The following is a 19,024-nucleotide window of genomic DNA, read 5'->3' as shown; positions in this document are numbered from 1 at the left end:
GCACCCAGAGGCCTGGCAAAGCCGGTTCCTCGGGTGCTCTGGCATGGCCTGCTCCGCGGCCATTTGATTCTGTTCAGACCTTTGCTCATGAACGTTCTGTCTTCCTTCCTCGCCGCGGACGCCCTGGCTGGCCGTACGGCCGTCGTCACCGGCGGCTCCTCGGGCATCGGCCTCGCCACCGTGCAGGTGCTGCTGTCGGCCGGCGCCGCCGTCGCGCTGTGTGGCCGCAATGCCGAGCGGCTCGACGGGGCCGTCGCCGGCCTGCGCGAGCAGTTCCCCGGTGCGAAGCTTTTCGCCCGCACCTGCGACGTGCTCGACGCCGAGTCGGTCAGGGCCTTTGCCGCCGAGAGCCAGGCCGCGCTGGGCCCGGCCGCCATGCTGGTCAACAACGCGGGGCAGGGGCGGGTCTCCACCTTCGCCGACACCGACGACCAGGCCTGGATGGACGAGCTCAAGCTCAAGTTCTTCTCGATCATCCATCCCACCCGCGCCTTCCTGCCGCAGCTGGTGGCCGAGCGCCAGCGGCTGGGCGATGCCGCCATCGCCTGCGCTAACTCGCTGCTGGCCCGCCAGCCCGAGCCGCACATGGTCGCCACCTCGGCCGCGCGCGCCGGCATCCTGAACCTGGTGCGTTCGCTGGCCACCGAGTTCGCGCCGCAGGGTGTGCGCGTCAACGGCATCCTCATCGGCCTGGTCGAGTCGGGCCAATGGCGCCGCCGCTTCGAAGCGCGCGAGGACAAGTCGCAGGACTGGGCCACGTGGAGCGCCGACCTGGCCACCAAGAAGCACATCCCGTTGGGCCGCCTGGGCCTGCCGGTGGAAGCGGCGCGCGCGCTGGCCTTCCTGGTTTCGCCCTTCTCGTCGTACACGAGCGGCAGCCACATCGATGTCTCCGGCGGCCATTCCAGAGCAGCCTGAAACAGCCCTCGTCTTCGATTCCGGAATACCCATGACCTCCACCCCCAAAGTCACCGTCGGCACGGTCGTCGCCGCCTTCCTCGAACAGTGCGGGGTCAAGGCCGCCTTCGGCGTGATCTCGATCCACAACATGCCGATCCTGGACGCCTTCGCGCTGCGCGGCCAGACGCGCTTCGTCATGGCCCGCGGCGAGGCCGGCGCCGGCAACATGGCCGACGCCTATGCCCGCTCCACCTCCAGCCTGGGCGTGTGCATCACCAGCACCGGCCCAGCCGCCGGCAACATCGCCGGCAGCCTGGTCGAGGCGCGCAACGCCGGGACGCCGCTGCTGCACATCACCGGCCAGATCGAGACCCAGTACCTGGACCAGAACCTGGCGTACATCCACGAGGCGCCCGACCAGCTGGCCATGCTGACGGCCGTCTCCAAGGCCGCCTTCCGTGTGCGCAATGCCGAGACCTGCCTCTCGACGCTCAAGGCCGCCGTGCAGGCCGCGCAGACCGCGCCCACCGGCCCGGTGAGCGTGGAGATCCCGATCGACATCCAGCAGTCGCTGATCGAGATGCCGGCCGACCTGTCGCCGCTGCCCATCACGGTGCCGGTGCCGAGCGAAGCGGCCATCGACGCGCTGGCCGAACAGCTGGCCGCCAAGCGCCGTCCGCTGCTGTGGCTGGGCGGCGGCGCCCGCCATGCCGGCGCGGCCGTGGCGCGCCTCAAGGCGCTGGGCTTCGGCATCGTCAGCACGGTGCAGGGCCGCGGCATCGTGGCCGAGGACGACCCGGCCTCGCTGGGCGCCTACAACATCCAGAAGCCGGTCGAGGCCTTCTACCAGCGCTGCGACGCCATGCTGGTGGTGGGCTCGCGCCTGCGCAGCAACGAGACGCTGAAGTACGAACTCAAGCTGCCGCGCCCCCTGCTGCGCATCGACGCCGATGCCGCCCAGCAGGGCCGCTGCTATGCCGACGACGGCTTCGTGTGGGGAGATTCCGCCCTTGTGCTGAACGGCCTGGCCGACCGCCTGGAAGCCCGCGGCTGGAAGGCCGATCCGGAACTGCTGGCCGACCTGCGCAAGACGCATGACGAAGTCGTGGCCACCCTCCACGACGGCCTGGGGCCCTACACCGCGCTGGTGCAGCAGCTGCAGAAGCAGGCAGGCCGCCAGTTCAACTGGGTGCGCGACGTCACGGTCTCCAACAGCACCTGGGGCAACCGCGAGCTGCGCTTCTTCGAGGCCAATGCCGGCGTGCATGCCACGGGCGGCGGTATCGGCATGGGCATGCCGATGGCCATCGGTGCGGCAGTCGGCGCGGCGGTGACCGGCTCCGGCCGCAAGACGCTGGCCCTGGCCGGCGATGGCGGCTTCATCCTCAACCTGGGCGAGCTGGCCACGCTGGTGCAGGAAGAGTGCGATGCCCTCATCGTGCTGATGAACGACCAGCGCTACGGCGTGATCCAGAACATCCAGGATGCCTCCTATGGCGGCCGCCGCTGCTATGTCGAGCTGCACACGCCCGACTATGCGCAGCTGTGCGCCTCGATCCAGCTGCCGCATGCACGGGTGACGGACCTGGCCGAGCTGCCCGGCGTGCTCGACGGCGCCTGGTCGCGCAAGGGCCCCTTCCTGCTCGAGATCGACATGCGCGCCATCGGCGGCTTCAAGACCAACTTCGCCGGCCCGCCGGTGAACAAGATGGACCAGGTGCCGGCCGCACCTGCAGCTTGAGCACATCATGGCCCTGAAATTCGCCCTGATCGGCTGCGGCGCCATCGGCACCGCGCTGCTGGAACTGGTGAAGAACGACGCCGGCCTGGCTGCGGCTGCCATCGTGGTGCCCGCAGGCAGCGAGGCGGCGGCACAGGACGTCGCAGGGCGGCTCGCGCCCGATGCGCAGGTGCTGCAGGCCGTGCCGGCCGAAAGCATCGACCTGGTCGTCGAGGCCGCGGGCCATGCGGCCATCGAGCAGCACGTGCTGCCGGCCCTGAAGCGCGGTATTCCCGCCATCGTGGCCTCGGTCGGTGCGCTGTCGGCGCCCGGCCTACCGGAGCAGCTCGAAGCCGCAGCCCGCGAGGGCGGCACGCAGGTGCAGCTGATCGCCGGCGCCATCGGCGCCATCGATGCCCTGGCCGCCGCCCGCGTCGGCGGGCTGGAGACGGTGCGCTACACCGGCCGCAAGCCGCCCCGCGCCTGGAAGGGCACGCCGGCCGAAGAGGGCCGCGACCTCGACACGCTGGCCGCCGAGGCCGTGATCTTTGAAGGCAGTGCCCGCGATGCCGCGCGCCTCTTTCCGAAGAACGCCAACGTGGCGGCCACCGTGTCGCTCGCAGGCCTGGGCCTGGACCGCACCACGGTGCGCCTGATCGCCGACCCGGCCGTGACCGAGAACGTGCACCAGGTGGAGGCCGAGGGCGCCTTCGGCCGCTTCGAGCTGACCATGCGCAACCAGCCGCTGGCCGCCAATCCCAAGACCTCGGCGCTGACCGTGTACAGCGCGGTGCGCGCGCTGCGCAGCCGTGTGGCGCCCCTGGTCATCTGACGACGAAACACGAGAGAGAAGCCCCCGATGCCCAACCTGGAACTGCTCCCCATCAACGTGGCCGGCGAATGGCGCCTGGGCGGCGGCGATGAGTACCAGAGCCTGTACCCGGCGACTGGCGAGCCCATCGCCCGCCTGCGCGCCGCCAGCCTGGCCGACGTGGAAGAAGCCATCGCCCGCGCGGACGTGGCCTTCCGCACCAGCGGCTGGGCCCAGATGCTGCCGCATGTGCGCGCCGCCGTGCTGCACCGTGTGGCCGCCCTCATCCGCGAGCGCGCCGAAGACCTGGCGCAGAAGCAGCGCCTGGACAACGGCAAGCCCATCAGCGAGACCCGTGCGCTGGTCGCCAGCGCCGCCGGCACCTTCCAGTTCTTCGCCGCTGCGCTGGAGACGCTGGAAGACACCATCACGCCCTCGCGCGGCCCCTACGTGACGATGAGCGTGCACGAGCCCATGGGTGTCGTGGCCGCCATCACGCCGTGGAACTCGCCCATCGCCAGCGAGGCGCAGAAGCTCGCGCCCGCGCTGGCCGCCGGCAACGCCGTGGTGGTCAAGCCGGCCGAGGTCACGCCGCTGATGGCGCTGGAGCTGGCGAAGATCTGCGAAGAAGCCGGTGTGCCCAAGGGCATCGTCAGCGTGCTGCCGGGCAAGGGCTCGGTGATCGGCGATGCCATCACCAAGCATCCGCTGGTCAAGCGCGTGTCCTTCACTGGCGGCACCACCACCGGCAAGCACATCGCCCACATCGCGGCCGACAAGATGATGCCGGTCTCGCTGGAACTGGGTGGCAAGTCGCCCACCATGGTGCTGGAGGACGCCGACCTGGACCATGCGGTGGCCGGCGTGCTCTACGGCATCTTCAGCAGCTCGGGCGAGTCGTGCATCGCGGGCTCGCGCCTGTTCGTGGCACGCGGCATCTACGACGAGTTCGTCACCCGCGTGGCCGAGGCTGCCAAGAACCTGCGTGTGGGCGACCCGGCGGACGAGCGCACGCAGATGGGCCCGCTGATCACCGCGAAGCACCGCGAGGGCATCGAGCGCTATGTGGACCTGGGCGTGAGCGAAGGCGGTCGCATCCGCACCGGCGGCGTGCGTCCGCAGGGGGCGGCCTTCGACAAGGGCTATTTCTACACGCCCACCATCCTCGAAGGCCTCACCAACAGTGCCCGCATCACGCAGGAAGAGATCTTCGGGCCGGTGCTGGTGGCCATGCCCTTCGACAGCGAAGAGGAGCTGATCGCCCAGGCCAACGACAGCGTCTATGCGCTGGCGGCCGGCGTGTGGAGCCGCGACTTCAAGCGCGCGTGGCGTCTGGGCCGCGCGGTGCAGGCGGGCACCGTCTGGGTCAACACCTACAAGCAGTTCTCGGTCTCCACGCCTTTCGGCGGCTGGCGCGACTCCGGCCTGGGCCGCGAGAAGGGTCGCGAAGGCATCTTCCAGTACATGGAGCAGAAGAGCATGTACTGGGGAACCAACGAGCAGCCGATCCCGTGGGCCAAGTGAACAAACTGGAAAGCAAGCAATGAGCGTTCTCGGCATCGATCAGATCACCTACGGCACGGACGACCTCGCCACCAGCCGCCGCTTCTTCCTGGACTGGGGCCTGACCCTGGCCCACGAGGGCGCGGACGAGCTGGTGTTCGAAAGCCTCAACGGCTGCCGCATCGTGGTGGCCGCCATGGACAAGGCCGGCCTGCCGCCCGCCATCGAGGAGGGCCCCACGCTGCGCGAGGTGGTCTGGGGCGTGGAAAGCGCCGCCGACCTCGACCGTTATGCCGACGCCATCCGCGGCGATGCGGGCTTCGTCGACGGCGAGGTGGCCGGCGGCCGCCGCATCGGCTGCACCGATCCCAACGGCCTGGCCGTGCGCCTGCAGGTCAGCCGCAAGAAGGCCATCGACATCGACTGCGCCCGCGTGAACACCTGGACCGAAAAGGCCCGTGTCAACCAACCCAGCCCGATCTACGACCGGGCCACGCCCATCGAGGTGGGCCACGTGGTCTTCTTCGTGGCCGACGTGAAGGCCTGCGAGGCCTTCTATGCCAGCCGCTTCGGCTTCGTCGCCTCCGACCGCTATCCGGGCCGCGGCGCCTTCCTGCGCTGCGCCGACATCGGCGGCCACCATGACCTGTTCCTGCTGCAGCTGCCCACGGGCAAGCGCGGCATCAACCATGTGGCCTTCACCGTGCGCGACATCCACGAGGTGTTCGGCGGTGGCCTGCATTTCTCCCGCTGCGGCTGGGAAACCCAACTGGGCCCGGGCCGGCATCCGATCTCCTCGGCCTACTTCTGGTACTTCAAGAACCCGGCCGGCGGCCTGATCGAGTATTACGCCGACGAGGACCAGCTGACGGCCGAGTGGGCCGCGCGCGACTTCGAGCCGGGCCCGACGGTGTTCGCCGAATGGGCCGTGGACGGCGGCCTGGATGGCCACACGCGGCGGCAGAGGGGCGTGGACGCCTCGGGCAAGTTCCTCACAGAAAAGAAGTGATCGCCATGCAACGCAAGTCCTTCCTGGCCGCCACGCTGTGCGGCCTGTTCGCTACCGCCGCCGCCTGGGCCCAGACGCCTGCAGAGGTGCACAAGCAGCTCGCCAGCGAGCGCTTCAACATCGTCTCGCCCTTCCCGGCGGGCGGCCCGGTGGATGCGCTGGCGCGCTTCCTGGCCGACGGCCTCAGCAAGCGCTACGGCCAGCCGGCCGTGGTGGAGAACGCCGTGGGCGCGGCCGGCAACATCGGCATCGACAAGATCAAGCGCGCCAAGGCCGACGGCCACAACCTGCTGGTGGTGCCCGCGGGCAACCTCACGATCAACCCGACGCTGATGACGAACTTCCCGTTCAACATCGAGAAGGACTTCGTGCCGATCACCATGCTGGCCAAGGCGCCCAACGTGGTGGTGGCCTCGCCGGCGTCGGGCATCAAGAACGCGAAGGACCTGATCGCCCAGGCCAAGGCCAAGCCGGGCGCGCTGTCGTATGCCTCGCCGGGCATCGGCAGCGGCCTGCACCTGGCGGGCGAGCTGTTCAAGCAGCAGGCGGGCATCGACATGCTGCACGTGGCCTACAAGGGCACGGCACCGGCCCTCAACGACACCGTGGCCGGCATCGTGCCGCTGATGTTCACCAACCTGCCGGCCGCGCTGCCCTTCATCAACAGCGGCAAGCTGGTGGCCGTGGGCATCACCGAGGCCCAGCGCACGCCCGTGGCGCCGGAGATTCCGACGTTGGCGGAGCAGGGCATCCAGGGCGTGAACGTCACGTCGTGGTACGGCCTGCTGGCCCCGGCCGGCACGCCGCCCGCCGTGGCCGAGCAGCTGGCCAAGGACGCCGCCGAGATCCTGGCGCAGCCCGAAATCCAGGACAAGCTCAAGGCCCAGGGCATGACCCAGGCCACCATGGCGCCCGCCGCCTTCGCCAAGGCCATGAAGGACGAGACAGCCGTGTGGGCCGGCGTCATCAAGAGCCGCGGCATCAAGGCCGAGTGAGCCGGCGCACCGCCTTCGACCAACAACGCATTCCCGCCCCCCCGATGGAGCACACCATGACCGACCGCTACCTCGAGCCCCACCAGGCGCGCAAGCGCAACCCCACCACCTACGAAGACCTGCTGGGCGATGCCATCGAGCGCGCCTTTGGCGCCGGCGTGCACGACCTGCCCGGCCTGGTGCAGGCGCTCAACGACAGCGGCCTGGCCAGCCCCAGCGGCAAGCCCTGGACCGAAGAGGTCTACCGCCAGGAAATCGCCATCCTGTCGGAACAGCCCTGAACCCTACGACGCCCGCGAGGAACACCCCATGACCACCATCGCCATCCACGCCGATCCGGTCGACCAGCTGCTCGAAGTCGGTCTCAAGGACCTCTGGTACCCGATCTGCCCATCCTCCTTCATCAAGGAAAAGCCCGTTTCGCTGCGCCGCCTGGGCCGCAAGCTCGCCTTCTGGCGCGACTTCGACGGCGTGCTGCACGCGCTGGAAGACCGCTGCCCCCACCGCGGCGCGCCGCTGTCGCAGGGCGTGGTGCTGGGCGACCGCCTGTCCTGTCCCTACCACGGCGTCGAAGTGCGCTGTGACGGCGTGACCACCCGCGTGCCGGGCAGCCCCGGCTGCAAGCTCGAAGGCACGCGCGCCACGCGCCACTTCCATGTCAAGGAAGCGGCCGGCGCCGTCTTCCTCTACAACAGCAGCGAGCCGGTCGACGAGCCGCCGCCGCTGGTGCTGCCCGAGGAGCTGACCAACGACGCTGAGTACGGCCACTTCCTCTGCTACACGGAGTGGAAGGGCGACTATCGCTACGTGCTCGACAACGTCATGGACCCGATGCACGGCACCTTCCTGCACAAGCAGTCGCACTCGATGGCCGAGGGCGATTCGAAGGCCAAGTTCGGCATCCGTGCCACCGACACCGGCTTCGTCTTCGAGAAGGAAGGCCAGCGCAACGTCAACTTCGACTGGACGGAGTGGGGCGACACCGGCATCCACTGGATGCGTCTGGAGATCCCGTACCCGAAGACCGGCGGCCCCGGCGGCAACTTCATCATCGTCGGCAGCTACACGCCCATCTCGACCGGCCTGGCGGCGGTCTTCCACTGGCGCGTGCGCAAGCTGCCCAAGGGCTGGGAGCGCGACACCTGGCGCTTCCTGTACCGCAACCGCCTGGAGCAGCGCCACTGGCGCGTGCTGGAGCAGGACCGCGTGATGCTGGAGGACATGGAGCCCGACGCCAACCAGCACGAGAACCTGTACCAGCACGACCTGGGCATCGTGCGGCTGCGTCGCCACCTGCGCAATCTGGCGCAGCAGCAGATCGAGGCGAAGCAGACGGCCCAGGCCTGAACAGCCCCCGAGGCCGGGGGGCGGAGCGGCAGCGGGCGGCATACGGCTTGCTCGCTGCCTATGATCCGGGTGCTGCATGCCCGCCGCCGCCCCGCCGGCCCTCAGAAGGAAGGGCGCGCTTCCTCCTTCCCTACACCGACAAGTCCAGAGAGATCTCCGCCATGTCCGCCCCCACGCTCAAAGCCCTGGTCCACACGATGCGCCACGAGGCCGATGGCATCGTCAGCGTCGAATTCCGCCCGGCCACGGCCGGCGTGAGCTTCCCGGCCTTTGCTGCCGGCTCGCACATCGACCTGCATTTGTCCAACGGCCTGGTGCGCAGCTACTCGCTGTGCAACCCCTGCAGCGACAGCGGCCGCTACGTGGTGGGCGTGCTCAACGACCGCAACAGCCGCGGCGGCTCGAAGTTTGTGCACCAGCAGTTGCGCGTGGGGCAGGTGATCGACATCTCCGCCCCGCGCAACAACTTCGAACTGCACGAGGATGCACCGAAGAGCGTGCTGGTGGCCGGCGGAATCGGCGTGACGCCGATCTTCTGCATGCTGCAGCGCCTGGTCGCCCTGGGCCGGCCGGCGGAGGTGGTCTACTGCGCCCGCACCCGCAAGGAGGCCGCCTTCATCGAGCCCATCACCGCCCTGGCCGCCGAGGCCAAGGTGCCCGTGACCTGGCACTTCGACGACGAGCAGGGCGGCCCGCCCAAGCTGGCCCAACTGCTGGAAGGCCGCGGTGCCGACAGCCATTTCTATTGCTGCGGTCCCACGCCCATGCTCGACGCCTTCGAGAAGGCCTGCGAACAACTGGGCTACGCCAACGCCCACATCGAACGCTTTGCCGCCGTGGTGGTCGAGTCGCCGGTGGAGACGCACGGCTTCGAGGTGGTCTGCGAGAAGAGCGGCCAGACCGTGCCGGTGCCCGGCGGCAAGTCCATCCTGGACGCGCTGATCGACGCCGGCCTCAACCCCGACCACAGCTGCAAGGAAGGCGTCTGCGGCGCCTGCGAGACGCCCGTGCTCGACTTCGACGGCGAACTGGACCACCAGGACGGCATCCTTACCAAGATCGAGCGCCAGTCGGGCAAGACCATGATGATCTGCGTCTCCCGATGCACCGGCAAGCGGCTGGTGCTGGACGTCTGAGACCCTTCTTTCTTTCCATTTCTCCATCGCGCGTGCGGGCCCTGCAATGGCAGGGCCGGCGGCAGCCTTCGTCTTTTTTCGTCCAGGGTCTCCCGATGTCCATTCCGTTCCTGCGCGCCGCAGCGACGATCGCAGCAGCTTCGGCGCTGCCTGCCGTCGGCTGGGCCCAGTCTTCCGTCACGCTCTTCGGCACGCTGGACGTGGGCATCGCCCACGTGAACGGCGACAACAGCTCGCGCACGGGCCTGTCGCACAGTGGTGCCAACATCAGCCGCATTGGCTTTCGCGGCACGGAAGACCTGGGCGGGGGCCTGTCGGCAGGCTTCTGGCTTGAATCCGGGCTTGCCCCGGACACGGGGCTGGGCTCGGCCAGCGGCGGTGGGCTGGCCTTCAATCGCCGCTCGACGGTGAGCCTGATGGGCCCTTTCGGCGAGATCCGTCTGGGCCGCGACGACTCGGCCACCTTCCTCAATACGCTGATCTTCGATCCCTTTCTGACCAACGGCGTGGGCGGCACGAACGCCTTCGTCATGAACGGCGCGCCGATCCAGCTCAGCAATGCCATCAGCTACTTCCTGCCACCGAATCTGGGCGGCTTCTACGGCCAGGTTCAGCATGCGGCCGGCGAGCAACTCGACACTGCACCGACGGCGGCTGGCGAATACAACGGTGCGCGCTTCGGCTGGCGGGGCGGGGCCTTCCATGTGTCGGGTTCGCTGGCCAAGCTGCAGGGCACGACGCAGGCGCTGGATGTGCGCATCCGCAACCTCGGCGCCAGCTACGACTTCGGCGTGGCCACGCCCATGCTGCTGTGGGCCAGCGAGAAACGCGGCACGGTCGAGCTCCGCGCCACGCAGCTGGGTGTGAAGGTGCCCGTGGGCGCTGGCGAGATCCGCGCCCAGGTGAGCCGTTACGACACCGTGGGCAGCAATGCCGACTGGACCAAGGTGGCGCTGGGCTATGGCCACAACCTGTCGCGCCGCACGCAGGTCTACGGCGCCGTGGCGCGCGTCCACAACGGGGCCGGGGCGCAACGTGCCATCGGTGCCCAGGGCGTGGCCGCTTCCGGCACCAATCTCGGCGGCAAGTCGACCGGCTTCGACCTCGGCATCCGCCATTTCTTCTGAGACTTCCTGGCGCCGGAATATCGGCGAAACCGCTGCCATGACCGACTCCCGCGCCGCGCGCTGGTGGGGTGTGGTGACGATCTTCCTGATCGTTGCCATCTCCTACGTGGACCGCATCAACATCTCGATCCTGATCACCGACCGCGATTTCCTGGACCATGTCGGCCTCGCCGCCAACGACCGGGTGCGGCAGGGCCTGCTTGCCACGGCCTTCATGGTGGGCTACGGCATCTCGTCCTTCGTGCTCACACCTTTCGCGGCGGCCTTGCTGGGCGTGCGCCGCAGCCTCATTGGCGGGTTGTTGCTGTGGGGCGTGGTGACCTTCGCGTCACCGATGCTGAGCAGCTATGGGCTGCTGCTGGCCTCGCGCACCCTGCTCGGGGTGTCGGAAGGGCCGCTGTTCTCGCTCGCGGCTTCGTACATCAAGGCACATTTCGAAAGCCGCGAGAACGGCAAGCCCAATGCGCTGGTCAACATGGGCACCGGGCTGGGCCTGGCGGTGGGCTATCCGCTGGTGGGTTACCTGGTGGCGGGCCACGACTGGGCGACGTCCTTCCATGTGCTGGGCCTCATCAACATCGTACTGGGCATTCCGCTGGTGCTGGCCTTTGTGCGCATGCCCGCGCCGGGCGCAGCCGCCTCGGCGCCCGGCAAAACGCCGGCGCTGCGGCAGGTCGGCGAGATCGTGCGCGGTGCGTTGCAGACGCGGCATCTGCTGCTGGTGACGGTGCTGACCGCGGCCTTCCTGGCCTATCTCTGGGGCAGCAGCAACTGGTTGCCGGCCTATCTGCGCGAGGCGCGGGGCTTCTCGCTGCGCGAGATGGGCTGGCTGGCGTCGCTGCCGCAATACGCGTCCGTCGTGGCGGTGCTGGTGGGTGGCGTACTCATCGACCGGGTCGCGCGGCGGCATGTGCCGCTGATCTTCGTCGTGGGCGGCATTGGCGTGGCGCTGGCCGTGTGGCTGGCCATCGCCGTGCAGGACCGCTACGCGGCAGCCTTCACGCTCATCGCCGCCAACTTCTTCTGGGGCCTGATGAGCCCGGCCATCCCCAGCACGGTGCAGCATTTCGCAAGGCCGGAGCACGTGGCCAGCGCCTACGGTGTGGTCAACGGCACGGGCAGCCTGGTGGCGGGCTTCATGCCGGCGCTGATGGGCAGCGTGATCGCCTCGGTGCCCGCAGGCTCGGCGGCCGGCTTCTTCGCCGGCTTCGGCATGCTGATCGGTACGCAGGCGGTGGTGTGCGCCTGTGGGCTGCTGCTGTGGTGGCTGGAGCGTTCGCGCGGCGACTGATGTGTCTCAGACTTGCCTCAGTGCGCGGGCCAGTGTCACGCGGGTGATCTTGCCGGTCTCGGTCTTGGGCAGCGCATCGAGTACGTGCACCGCGGTCGGGCACTTGTAGGCGGCCAGTCGATCCCGGCAGTGCCGCAGGAGGGCGTCCGGGTCCAGCTGCTGGCCGCCCCGGGCGGAGACGAACGCGACCACGGTCTCGCCGCGGTAGGCGTCGGGTGCGCCGACGACCGCCGCCTCCAGCACACCGGGATGGGCATAGAGCACATCCTCCACCTCGCGAGGCCACACCTTGAAGCCCGAGGCGCAGATCATGTCCTTCTTGCGGTCGACCAGGTAGAACCAGCCCGCTTCGTCGACGAAGCCGATGTCGCCCGTGTGCATCCAGCCACCGGCCAGGGCCTCGGCCGTCTCGGTGGGCTTGTTCCAGTAGCCGGCCATCACGGCCGGCCCCCGCACCAGCAGTTCACCCGGCTCCCGAGGCCCCAGAGGCCGACCCATCTCGTCGATCACGATCACGTCCACGGCCGAGGTCGGCATCCCGATGGAGAGTGCGCCCGACGCGGGATCGACGGGAATCTCGCCTTCCGGCGGCGAGAGATGGCTGGGCGCGCACAGCTCCGTCATGCCGTACGTGCTGCGGATCGACCGGCCAAAGCGCGCTTCGAAGGCCTGCACCACGGCCGGCGCGATGGGCGCGCCGCCGGAGTACAGGGCATCGAAGCTCTCGAAATGGGTCGGCGTGGCGGCCGGCTGGTTCATCAGCGCGATGAAGGCCGTGATGGCACCGATGATGAAGGTGGGCCGGTGCGTGATGAAGGCGTCGAGCACCACCGCGGGCTGGAAGCGGTAAGCCAGCACGAGTTGCGCGGAGACGGCGAAGGCACACACCAGATGCAGCTCGAAGCCCGTGACGTGAAACAGCGGCGCCAGGCCATAGAGGCGTGAACCGGCATGCAGCCCGAAATGGCGCGCGGTTGTGCGGGCATTGAGCACCAGGTTGGCGTGGGTGAGCATCGCCCCCTTGGGCGCGCCCGTGGTGCCCGAGGTGTAGAGCAGCACCGCAACGTCGTCCGGCGAGCGCGAACGCCCCTGGACCGGCGCTGCAGGCGTCGCTGCCGAATCCAGCAGGCCCGCGAGCGATTGCCCGGCCGGCGCAGAGACCGCCGGCATTGGCGGCAGCACGCGGGCGTCGTCCTGCGTCTGGCCTTCGCGCGGCGAACTCCACAGCATGCACGACAGCGGCATATGGCCTTGTGCAACGCCCTGCGCCACCCCCCAGTGATCGTCGTGACACAGCAGTGCCGCAGGGCTGCAGTCGTCGAACAGCCGCCCGAGTTCCGCCGCCTTGTACATGGGATTGATCGGCACCACGATGCCCCCGAGCATCCAGGTGGCCAGCACGCCCAGTGCGAAGGCCGGCGTGTTCTGCAGCACCAGGGCGACGCGGTCGCCCGCCTGCACGCCTGCCTTGGCCCAGTAGGCGGCCAGTTGCCGGGCCTGTGTCTGCAATGCACGGTAGCTCAGCCGGCCATCGAAGTAGGCGAGGGCGGCGGCCTCCGGGTCGGCGTCGAGGAAGAGATCCAGCGCCGTGCGCCTTTCGGGCGCCACGGGGGCGGCCAGGGGCCCCAGTGGCTGCCGCCAGGGTCGATGGCGGGCGGCTTCCTCCCAGAGGGATGCCGACGAAGCAGGAAGGTCCATGGCGGCAGCGTCCTTCAGGGCTTTGGCGCCGCAGCCCGATCGGGCGCCTGCATCACCAGGTTCTCGATCAGCAGCCGGGTGCGGCGGATGTGTAGGCGCACGATGGCGGCAGCCCCCTCGGCATCCCGGTTGCGGATCATCTCGTAGAGCATCAGGTGCTGCGGGTCGGAGAAGGGCAGTCCGCCCTTGGCCAGCGAGTCCTTCACGAACCAGCGCCGGAAATGTTGCGTGCTGTTCCAGTAGCGCTCGATCATGCGCAGCAACTGCGGCATCGGCGCGGCCGAATAGGTCGCCAAGTGGAAGGCGCGGTCCAGCTGGATGTACTCCTGCACGTCGGCGACCTGCTCCAGCCGCGTCACCATCAGTTCCAGTTGCGCGATCGTCTCGGCCGACAGGTGCGGCACGCTCTCGGCCATGGCCAATGGCTCCAGCGCCTCGCGGATCTTGTAGACCTCGAGCGATTCCTGCGAGTTGACGTCGGCGATCCAGGTGCCGCGGTTGGGGGCCAGCACCACCAGCCCTTCGTCCTGCAGCTGGCGAAGCGCCTCTCGCACGGGAATCCGGCTGGCGCCGAACTTGGCGGCCAGCCACTCCTGACCCAGCCGTGTGCCAGGCAGCATCTCGCCGTCGAGTACCGCGCGGCGGATCTCGTCGGCAATGCGCACTGACAGCAGGACAGTGCTGTCCTCGGCCGTGCCGCCAGTGGCAACGGCGGGGGGCGGTGAGGTCGTGGCGCTAGTGAATGGCGGCATACATGATCTTTTCCTGGGTGGCGTCCGCGGCGGACATCTCCTCGACGATGCGCCCGCCCCGGGCGACGAGGATACGGTCGGACACCGCGAGCACCTCGGGCAGGTACGACGTGATGACCATGACGGCCTTGCCCTGGGCGGCAAGTTCGCGAATGGCCGCATGGATCTGCGGGATGGCGCTGACATCCACACCGCGCGTGGGCTCGTCGAAGATGACGATGGACGGCTCCTGCGCCAGGGACTTGGCCACCACCACCTTCTGCTGGTTGCCGCCGGAGTACTCGATGATCTTCAGGCTGCGCTTGAGTGCCGAGATCTTGAGGGCCTCGATCCACCGATCTGCCACCTGCTTCATCTCGCGGGCAGAGAACCACCATCGCCGCACCCGCGGCGAAGCCAGCCAGCCCAGGTAGATGTTCTGGTCCACGGTCATCGTCTCGAAGAAGCCGTCGACCTTGCGGTCCTCGGTGATGTAGGCAATGCCGTCTCGCACCGCCTGCCGGGGCACGCGGTAGCGCACCGCCTTGTCGCGCAGGTAGATCATGCCGCCGCGCAGGAAGTTGCGTTTGCGCGCGCCGCACACCACTTGCGCCGCCTCGCTGCGGCCCGCGCCCACCAGGCCGAAGACGCCGACCACCTCGCCCGCGAACATCGAGAAGGACATGTTCTTCACCACACTGCCCATGGTGATGTTCTCCACCGACAGCACCTTCTCGCCGCGGGGCGGCGCGGCAGATGCCGCCGCTGCGCGTTCGACCACCACGTCGCGCCCGATCATCATCCGCACCAGCCCTTCGCGGGTCACATCGCGCGCGGCGACAGTGGCCACGTGGTGGCCGTCCCGAAGCACGGTGATGCGATCGGCCAGTTCCAGCGCTTCTTCGAGTGCGTGCGAGATGAAGATGATCCCGGCCCCTCGCTCGCGCAGGGTGCGCAGCAGATGGAACAGATGCTGCGTCTCCTCAGGCGTGAGCGAGGCCGTCGGCTCGTCGAAGATGAACACCTTGGCGTGGTGGCGCACCGCTCGCACGATCTCGACCATCTGGCGCTTGGCCGTGCCAAGGTTCTCCACCAGCTGCAGCGCATCGACATTGAAGTTGAGTGACTGCAGCGACTGCGTGGCGGCAATGTTGATCTTGCTGTAACGGGTGACGAAGTCCTCCATGCCCAGCTCCAGGTTCTGGGCCACGGTCATCGAGGGCACGAGGCTCGACTCCTGATAGACCATGGCCACGCCGCCGGCCAGGGCCTCCCGCGGCGAAGCGAAGGAGACCTCGCGGCCCTCGATCAGATAGCGGCCCGTGCTCAGCTGGATGGCACCGGCGATGGCCTTGCACAGCGTGGACTTGCCGGCCCCGTTCTCGCCGAGCAGGGCGTGGATCTCGCCGGCGCGCAGTTCGAAGTCGACCTTCTCGATGGCGTGCAGCCCGCCATAGACCTTGCTGCCCTGCTCGATGCGCAGCAGCGGCTGCGCGACGTTCTCATGGGTCATTGCATGGCTCCTTGCGCGCCGGTCGGTGCTTCCGGCAGTTCCACCAGCAGGTTGCGGCCCTTGGAGACGGCGATGACGCGTCTGCCCAGACGGCGCACCGCGGTGATGCCATGCACCTGGCCGTCTACCCGGCTGTGCCAGCTGGCCGCGGGCTCGCCTTGGCTGTTCAGCCGGGCGACCAGACCATAGGAACGGGGTGGCGCCCAGGGCTTCTGAATGCCGAGCTTCTTGATGCGGCCGATCTGGGTGGGCTCGCGGTAGTCGAAACGGCCTTCCAGGCTGGGCCCGATCCACAGGTCGCGCGGTACGCGGCGCATCATGTCCTCGCAGAACCTGCGCTCGCGCAGCACGAACTCGATCAGTTGCGTTCGCATGCCGAAGAAGGCCATCCACCAGCCGCCATCCACCGGGTCGGCCGTGAGGCGTGCGGGATAGCCGGCAAAGTTCTTGACCACGACACGGCGCGCGCCGCTGCCGGGGTCGACGGTGCTGAGGCGGTGCGCCCAGGCCTCGGACACATGGATCGGCCCGCCTGCACAGGCCACCGCCACGCCGGACGGCCAGTCGAGCCGGTCCGCCACCACGCGGGCCTGGCGCAGGCTGGCATCGCACATCACGAGCCTGCCACTGGGCGGCAGCCGGCTCATCAGGTCGGGCAGCCAGTCCTCTGGCCGATGACGCCGCGAGCCGTCGGTCAGGATCAGCGAGCCGTCGTAGGCCAGCGCAATCGCCGTCGGACACGCGAGGGCTTCGCTGTCGACCGCCTTGAGCGCCGCCAGAGGCCGTCCTTCGGCGTCGAAGGCCACGACGCCCTGGCCGGAGACGCCGGCAAACACCCGCCCGTCGGCCGCCACGGCGAGCGGCCCAACCAGCGACTCCGCCGTGGCGAACAGGGTGCGGTACTCGAAGTCTGCACCGGTGCAGCGCAGGATCTGACGGCCGCTGGAGATGTAGAGCGCACCATCCGGACCAGCCGCCAGATCGTCCGGCCGCTCGATGGGCGCGCCGAGTCGCCGCGCCTTGTCGAGCCGCGTATTGGGGGAGAAAGCGCCGTCCAGCACTGGGATGGCATGCACGTCCCGATTGGGGAAAAGCACGCGGTCGATCACGTCACGCAGCAGTGCCATCGGCGCCTCCCTTCCAGTACGAATCCCAGCCGTTCCACTGCGGATCGGCATCCGGCAGCCGCACGCGGCCGATCCGGTTGTTCTCCAGCCCGCCGATGTAGAGCCAGCCCTTGTGCTCGCGCACCGAGGTGATGGTGGGATGCGACTGGCCCCCCGGATCCCACAGCGACTCGAGCACCGTGCCGTGGTCGTCGAACTTCACGATGCAGCCGTAGTTGATGCCGGGGCAGAGCCATTCGTCAGGCGGGATCTGCTTGACCATGTGGATGCGGAAGTCCGGCGATGCCATGGCCAGGTCATAGACCGGCGAGCGCAGGCCTACCAGCGCCAGCCAATAGCTGCCGTCGCTGGCGCGGTTGATGTTGTCGCAGTAGCCGGGCAGGTTGTCGATCAGCACTTCGCTGGTGCCGGCCTTGGGGCCTTCGAGCCAGTAGCGATTGATCTGGCACAGCCATGTGCTGGCCCACAGCACGGATTTGCCATCGTGCGACACGCACACGCCGTTGGGAAAGGTGAGGTTCTTGAGGATGGTGCGCGTCTGACCGGTGGCGGGGTCGTGACAGATCAGCCGGCCGTTGCCCCTGCCCTCGAATCCGTCCAGCGCCCAGTCGGTCAACTCGTAGCGTGTGGTGGCTTCGCTGAAGTAGATGCGCCCGTCAGGCGCGATGTCGAGGTCGTCCGCCAGGTACAGCCGCGAGTCGTCCTTCAGACGGGTGCGGGTGCGGTTGGTGCGGTCGGTCACCTTGAAGACGGTGCGGTCAGGCCGCACGCCGTAGACACCCATGCCGGCCACGCAGCAGATGAGGTTTTCGTCGCGGTCGAAGGCCATGCCCAGCGGACGGCCGCCGATTCGGGCGAACTCCTCGCGGCGCGAATAGTCGGGGGCCAGGAACCGCATGATCGAGCCGTTGCGTGTGACGGCGTAGAGGTGATCGTTGCGGTCGAGGATGATGTCCTCGGGTCCCTCGATCTCGCCCAGGGCGATGGCCTCGGCGCCCTTGAGGCGGTCGTTCTCGGCAAAGGGAGTGCCGCTGCCGCGCTCGATGGATGGCGGCGGCGTGAAGTCGACCCAGCTGGGCACCACGTAGACCTTCTGCTGCACCTTGCCCTTGTTCTTGACCCATTTGACGTTGAAGCCTACGGCAACCAGCAGGATCAGGCCGACCAGGGCCGTGGTGATGTTGCCCGAGGCGCCCATGCGCACCAGGCCGCTGACCAGCATGAAGATGATGGCGGCGCCCATCATGGCGCGGGCGATGGTGCCGCGCCCGCCCGCCAGGCTGATACCGCCGAGCACCACGGCGGCCAGGGCATTGATCTCCCAGCCCAGGCCGGTGTCGGTGCCCGAACTGTTTTGCCGTGCGGCGTAGAACACGCCTGCCAGCGCGGCCAGGGCTCCCGACAGCACATAGGCCGAGAACAGCGTGCGCTTGACGTTGACCCCCGCATGCCGGGCCGCCTTGCGGCTGGAGCCCACGGCCATGATGTGCACGCCGGGTCGCACGCGGGTCAGAAAGAAATGTGCGCACACCGCCACGACGATGAGTGCCGCCATGTTGGTCGGAACGCCCAGCACCGAGCCCGCCCCCAGAAAGTCCCATGCCGGACTGTCGGGCGCGACGCTGGCCAGCTCGTCCGTGGCTGCGGCGGTGAGCTTGTTGTAGAGCGCACGCAGCACGATCAGCGTGACCAGCGTGGTCAGGAAGGGGCGGGTGCGCCCATAGGCGATGAGTCCCCCATTGATCGCACCCACCGCAGCGCCGAAGATCACCACGAGCGCAATCACCAGCGGCAGCGGCACATCCTTGACCAGGTAGACATACAGCGTCAGGAAGTTCGCCATCGCGAAGATGGCACCCACCGACAGGTCGATGCCGCCCGAAAGCACCGCGATGGCCATTGCGCCCGCCACCATCGCCTGCTCGGCAAAGCTCAGCGACAACTGTCGCAGGCTGGAGGCGCTTGCGAAGCCCGGAATGAGCAACGCGAAGCTCACGAAGACCAGGATGGTCAGCGTGAAGGGAATGACCGGCTCCATCCACCGCTTCTCGAGGAGCTCCCCGAGGAAGACTTGCGGCGAATGCCGGTGCCACAGACGCTGGAGGTTTGTCATGGA

16 protein-coding genes are annotated in these 19,024 nt (G+C 68.6%); 11 read left to right on the top strand and 5 right to left on the bottom strand.

Features of this window, described 5'->3' with window-relative positions:
* Positions 1 to 87 precede the first annotated feature (87 nt).
* The 11 genes from DFR41_RS23855 to DFR41_RS23805 all read left to right on the top strand — a co-directional run bounded on the left by DFR41_RS23855 (position 88) and on the right by DFR41_RS23805 (position 11,839).
* Entirely contained in the window at positions 88 to 918 is an 831-nt protein-coding gene (locus DFR41_RS23855; RefSeq protein WP_017757822.1) for an SDR family oxidoreductase, read from the top strand.
* A 31-nt stretch (positions 919 to 949) separates the two neighbouring features.
* The gene (locus DFR41_RS23850) at positions 950 to 2,641 is read left to right on the top strand and encodes a thiamine pyrophosphate-binding protein (RefSeq protein WP_114804561.1); all 1,692 of its coding nucleotides are present in this window, start codon (positions 950 to 952) and stop codon (positions 2,639 to 2,641) included.
* 7 nt (positions 2,642 to 2,648) lie between these two features.
* Positions 2,649 to 3,452 carry an aspartate dehydrogenase gene (locus DFR41_RS23845; protein ID WP_114804560.1) on the top strand — a complete coding sequence of 268 codons (804 nt, stop codon included), beginning with the start codon at positions 2,649 to 2,651 and terminating at the stop codon, positions 3,450 to 3,452.
* 27 nt (positions 3,453 to 3,479) lie between these two features.
* Positions 3,480 to 4,955: an aldehyde dehydrogenase gene (locus DFR41_RS23840; RefSeq protein ID WP_017757819.1), complete on the top strand. Its 1,476-nt coding sequence runs from the start codon at positions 3,480 to 3,482 to the stop codon at positions 4,953 to 4,955.
* Between the two features lie 19 nt (positions 4,956 to 4,974).
* A complete protein-coding gene (locus DFR41_RS23835; RefSeq protein WP_017757818.1) occupies positions 4,975 to 5,943 on the top strand; it encodes a VOC family protein in 969 nt (322 codons plus the stop codon).
* A gap of 5 nt (positions 5,944 to 5,948) precedes the next feature.
* Positions 5,949 to 6,938, top strand: coding sequence for a Bug family tripartite tricarboxylate transporter substrate binding protein (locus tag DFR41_RS23830; RefSeq protein ID WP_114804588.1), 990 nt, complete (start codon positions 5,949 to 5,951; stop codon positions 6,936 to 6,938).
* Positions 6,939 to 6,994: 56 nt separating this feature from the next.
* Positions 6,995 to 7,219, top strand: coding sequence for a recombinase-like helix-turn-helix domain-containing protein (locus tag DFR41_RS23825; protein ID WP_017757816.1), 225 nt, complete (start codon positions 6,995 to 6,997; stop codon positions 7,217 to 7,219).
* 28 nt (positions 7,220 to 7,247) lie between these two features.
* The gene (locus tag DFR41_RS23820; protein WP_114804559.1) at positions 7,248 to 8,285 is read left to right on the top strand and encodes an aromatic ring-hydroxylating oxygenase subunit alpha; all 1,038 of its coding nucleotides are present in this window, start codon (positions 7,248 to 7,250) and stop codon (positions 8,283 to 8,285) included.
* A gap of 161 nt (positions 8,286 to 8,446) precedes the next feature.
* Positions 8,447 to 9,421, top strand: coding sequence for a PDR/VanB family oxidoreductase (locus tag DFR41_RS23815; RefSeq protein WP_114804558.1), 975 nt, complete (start codon positions 8,447 to 8,449; stop codon positions 9,419 to 9,421).
* 95 nt (positions 9,422 to 9,516) lie between these two features.
* The gene (locus tag DFR41_RS23810; protein ID WP_114804557.1) at positions 9,517 to 10,548 is read left to right on the top strand and encodes a porin; all 1,032 of its coding nucleotides are present in this window, start codon (positions 9,517 to 9,519) and stop codon (positions 10,546 to 10,548) included.
* A gap of 37 nt (positions 10,549 to 10,585) precedes the next feature.
* Entirely contained in the window at positions 10,586 to 11,839 is a 1,254-nt protein-coding gene (locus DFR41_RS23805; protein ID WP_114804556.1) for an MFS transporter, read from the top strand.
* A 6-nt stretch (positions 11,840 to 11,845) separates the two neighbouring features.
* Here DFR41_RS23805 and DFR41_RS23800 read toward each other — a convergent pair whose 3' ends face one another.
* The 5 genes from DFR41_RS23800 to DFR41_RS23780 are packed head-to-tail and all read right to left on the bottom strand — an operon-like array spanning position 11,846 to position 19,021.
* A complete protein-coding gene (locus DFR41_RS23800) occupies positions 11,846 to 13,537 on the bottom strand; it encodes an AMP-binding protein (RefSeq protein WP_114804555.1) in 1,692 nt (563 codons plus the stop codon).
* Between the two features lie 14 nt (positions 13,538 to 13,551).
* Positions 13,552 to 14,289: a GntR family transcriptional regulator gene (locus DFR41_RS23795; protein WP_114804554.1), complete on the bottom strand. Its 738-nt coding sequence runs from the start codon at positions 14,287 to 14,289 to the stop codon at positions 13,552 to 13,554.
* A complete protein-coding gene (locus DFR41_RS23790) occupies positions 14,273 to 15,781 on the bottom strand; it encodes a sugar ABC transporter ATP-binding protein (protein ID WP_114804553.1) in 1,509 nt (502 codons plus the stop codon). Before DFR41_RS23790 ends, DFR41_RS23795 begins: the two co-directional genes overlap by 17 nt.
* Positions 15,778 to 16,908 carry an NHL repeat-containing protein gene (locus DFR41_RS23785; RefSeq protein WP_114804552.1) on the bottom strand — a complete coding sequence of 377 codons (1,131 nt, stop codon included), beginning with the start codon at positions 16,906 to 16,908 and terminating at the stop codon, positions 15,778 to 15,780. The genes DFR41_RS23790 and DFR41_RS23785 overlap by 4 nt, the downstream gene beginning before the upstream one ends.
* Entirely contained in the window at positions 16,892 to 19,021 is a 2,130-nt protein-coding gene (locus tag DFR41_RS23780) for an ABC transporter permease (protein WP_114804551.1), read from the bottom strand. The genes DFR41_RS23785 and DFR41_RS23780 overlap by 17 nt, the downstream gene beginning before the upstream one ends.
* Positions 19,022 to 19,024: the final 3 nt, after the last annotated feature.

This window comes from Pseudacidovorax intermedius (assembly GCF_003350475.1).
GTDB lineage: Bacteria > Pseudomonadota > Gammaproteobacteria > Burkholderiales > Burkholderiaceae_C > Xenophilus > Xenophilus intermedius.
Note: the sequence above shows the minus strand (reverse complement) of the source record. Positions and strands in the feature narration are given on the sequence as shown.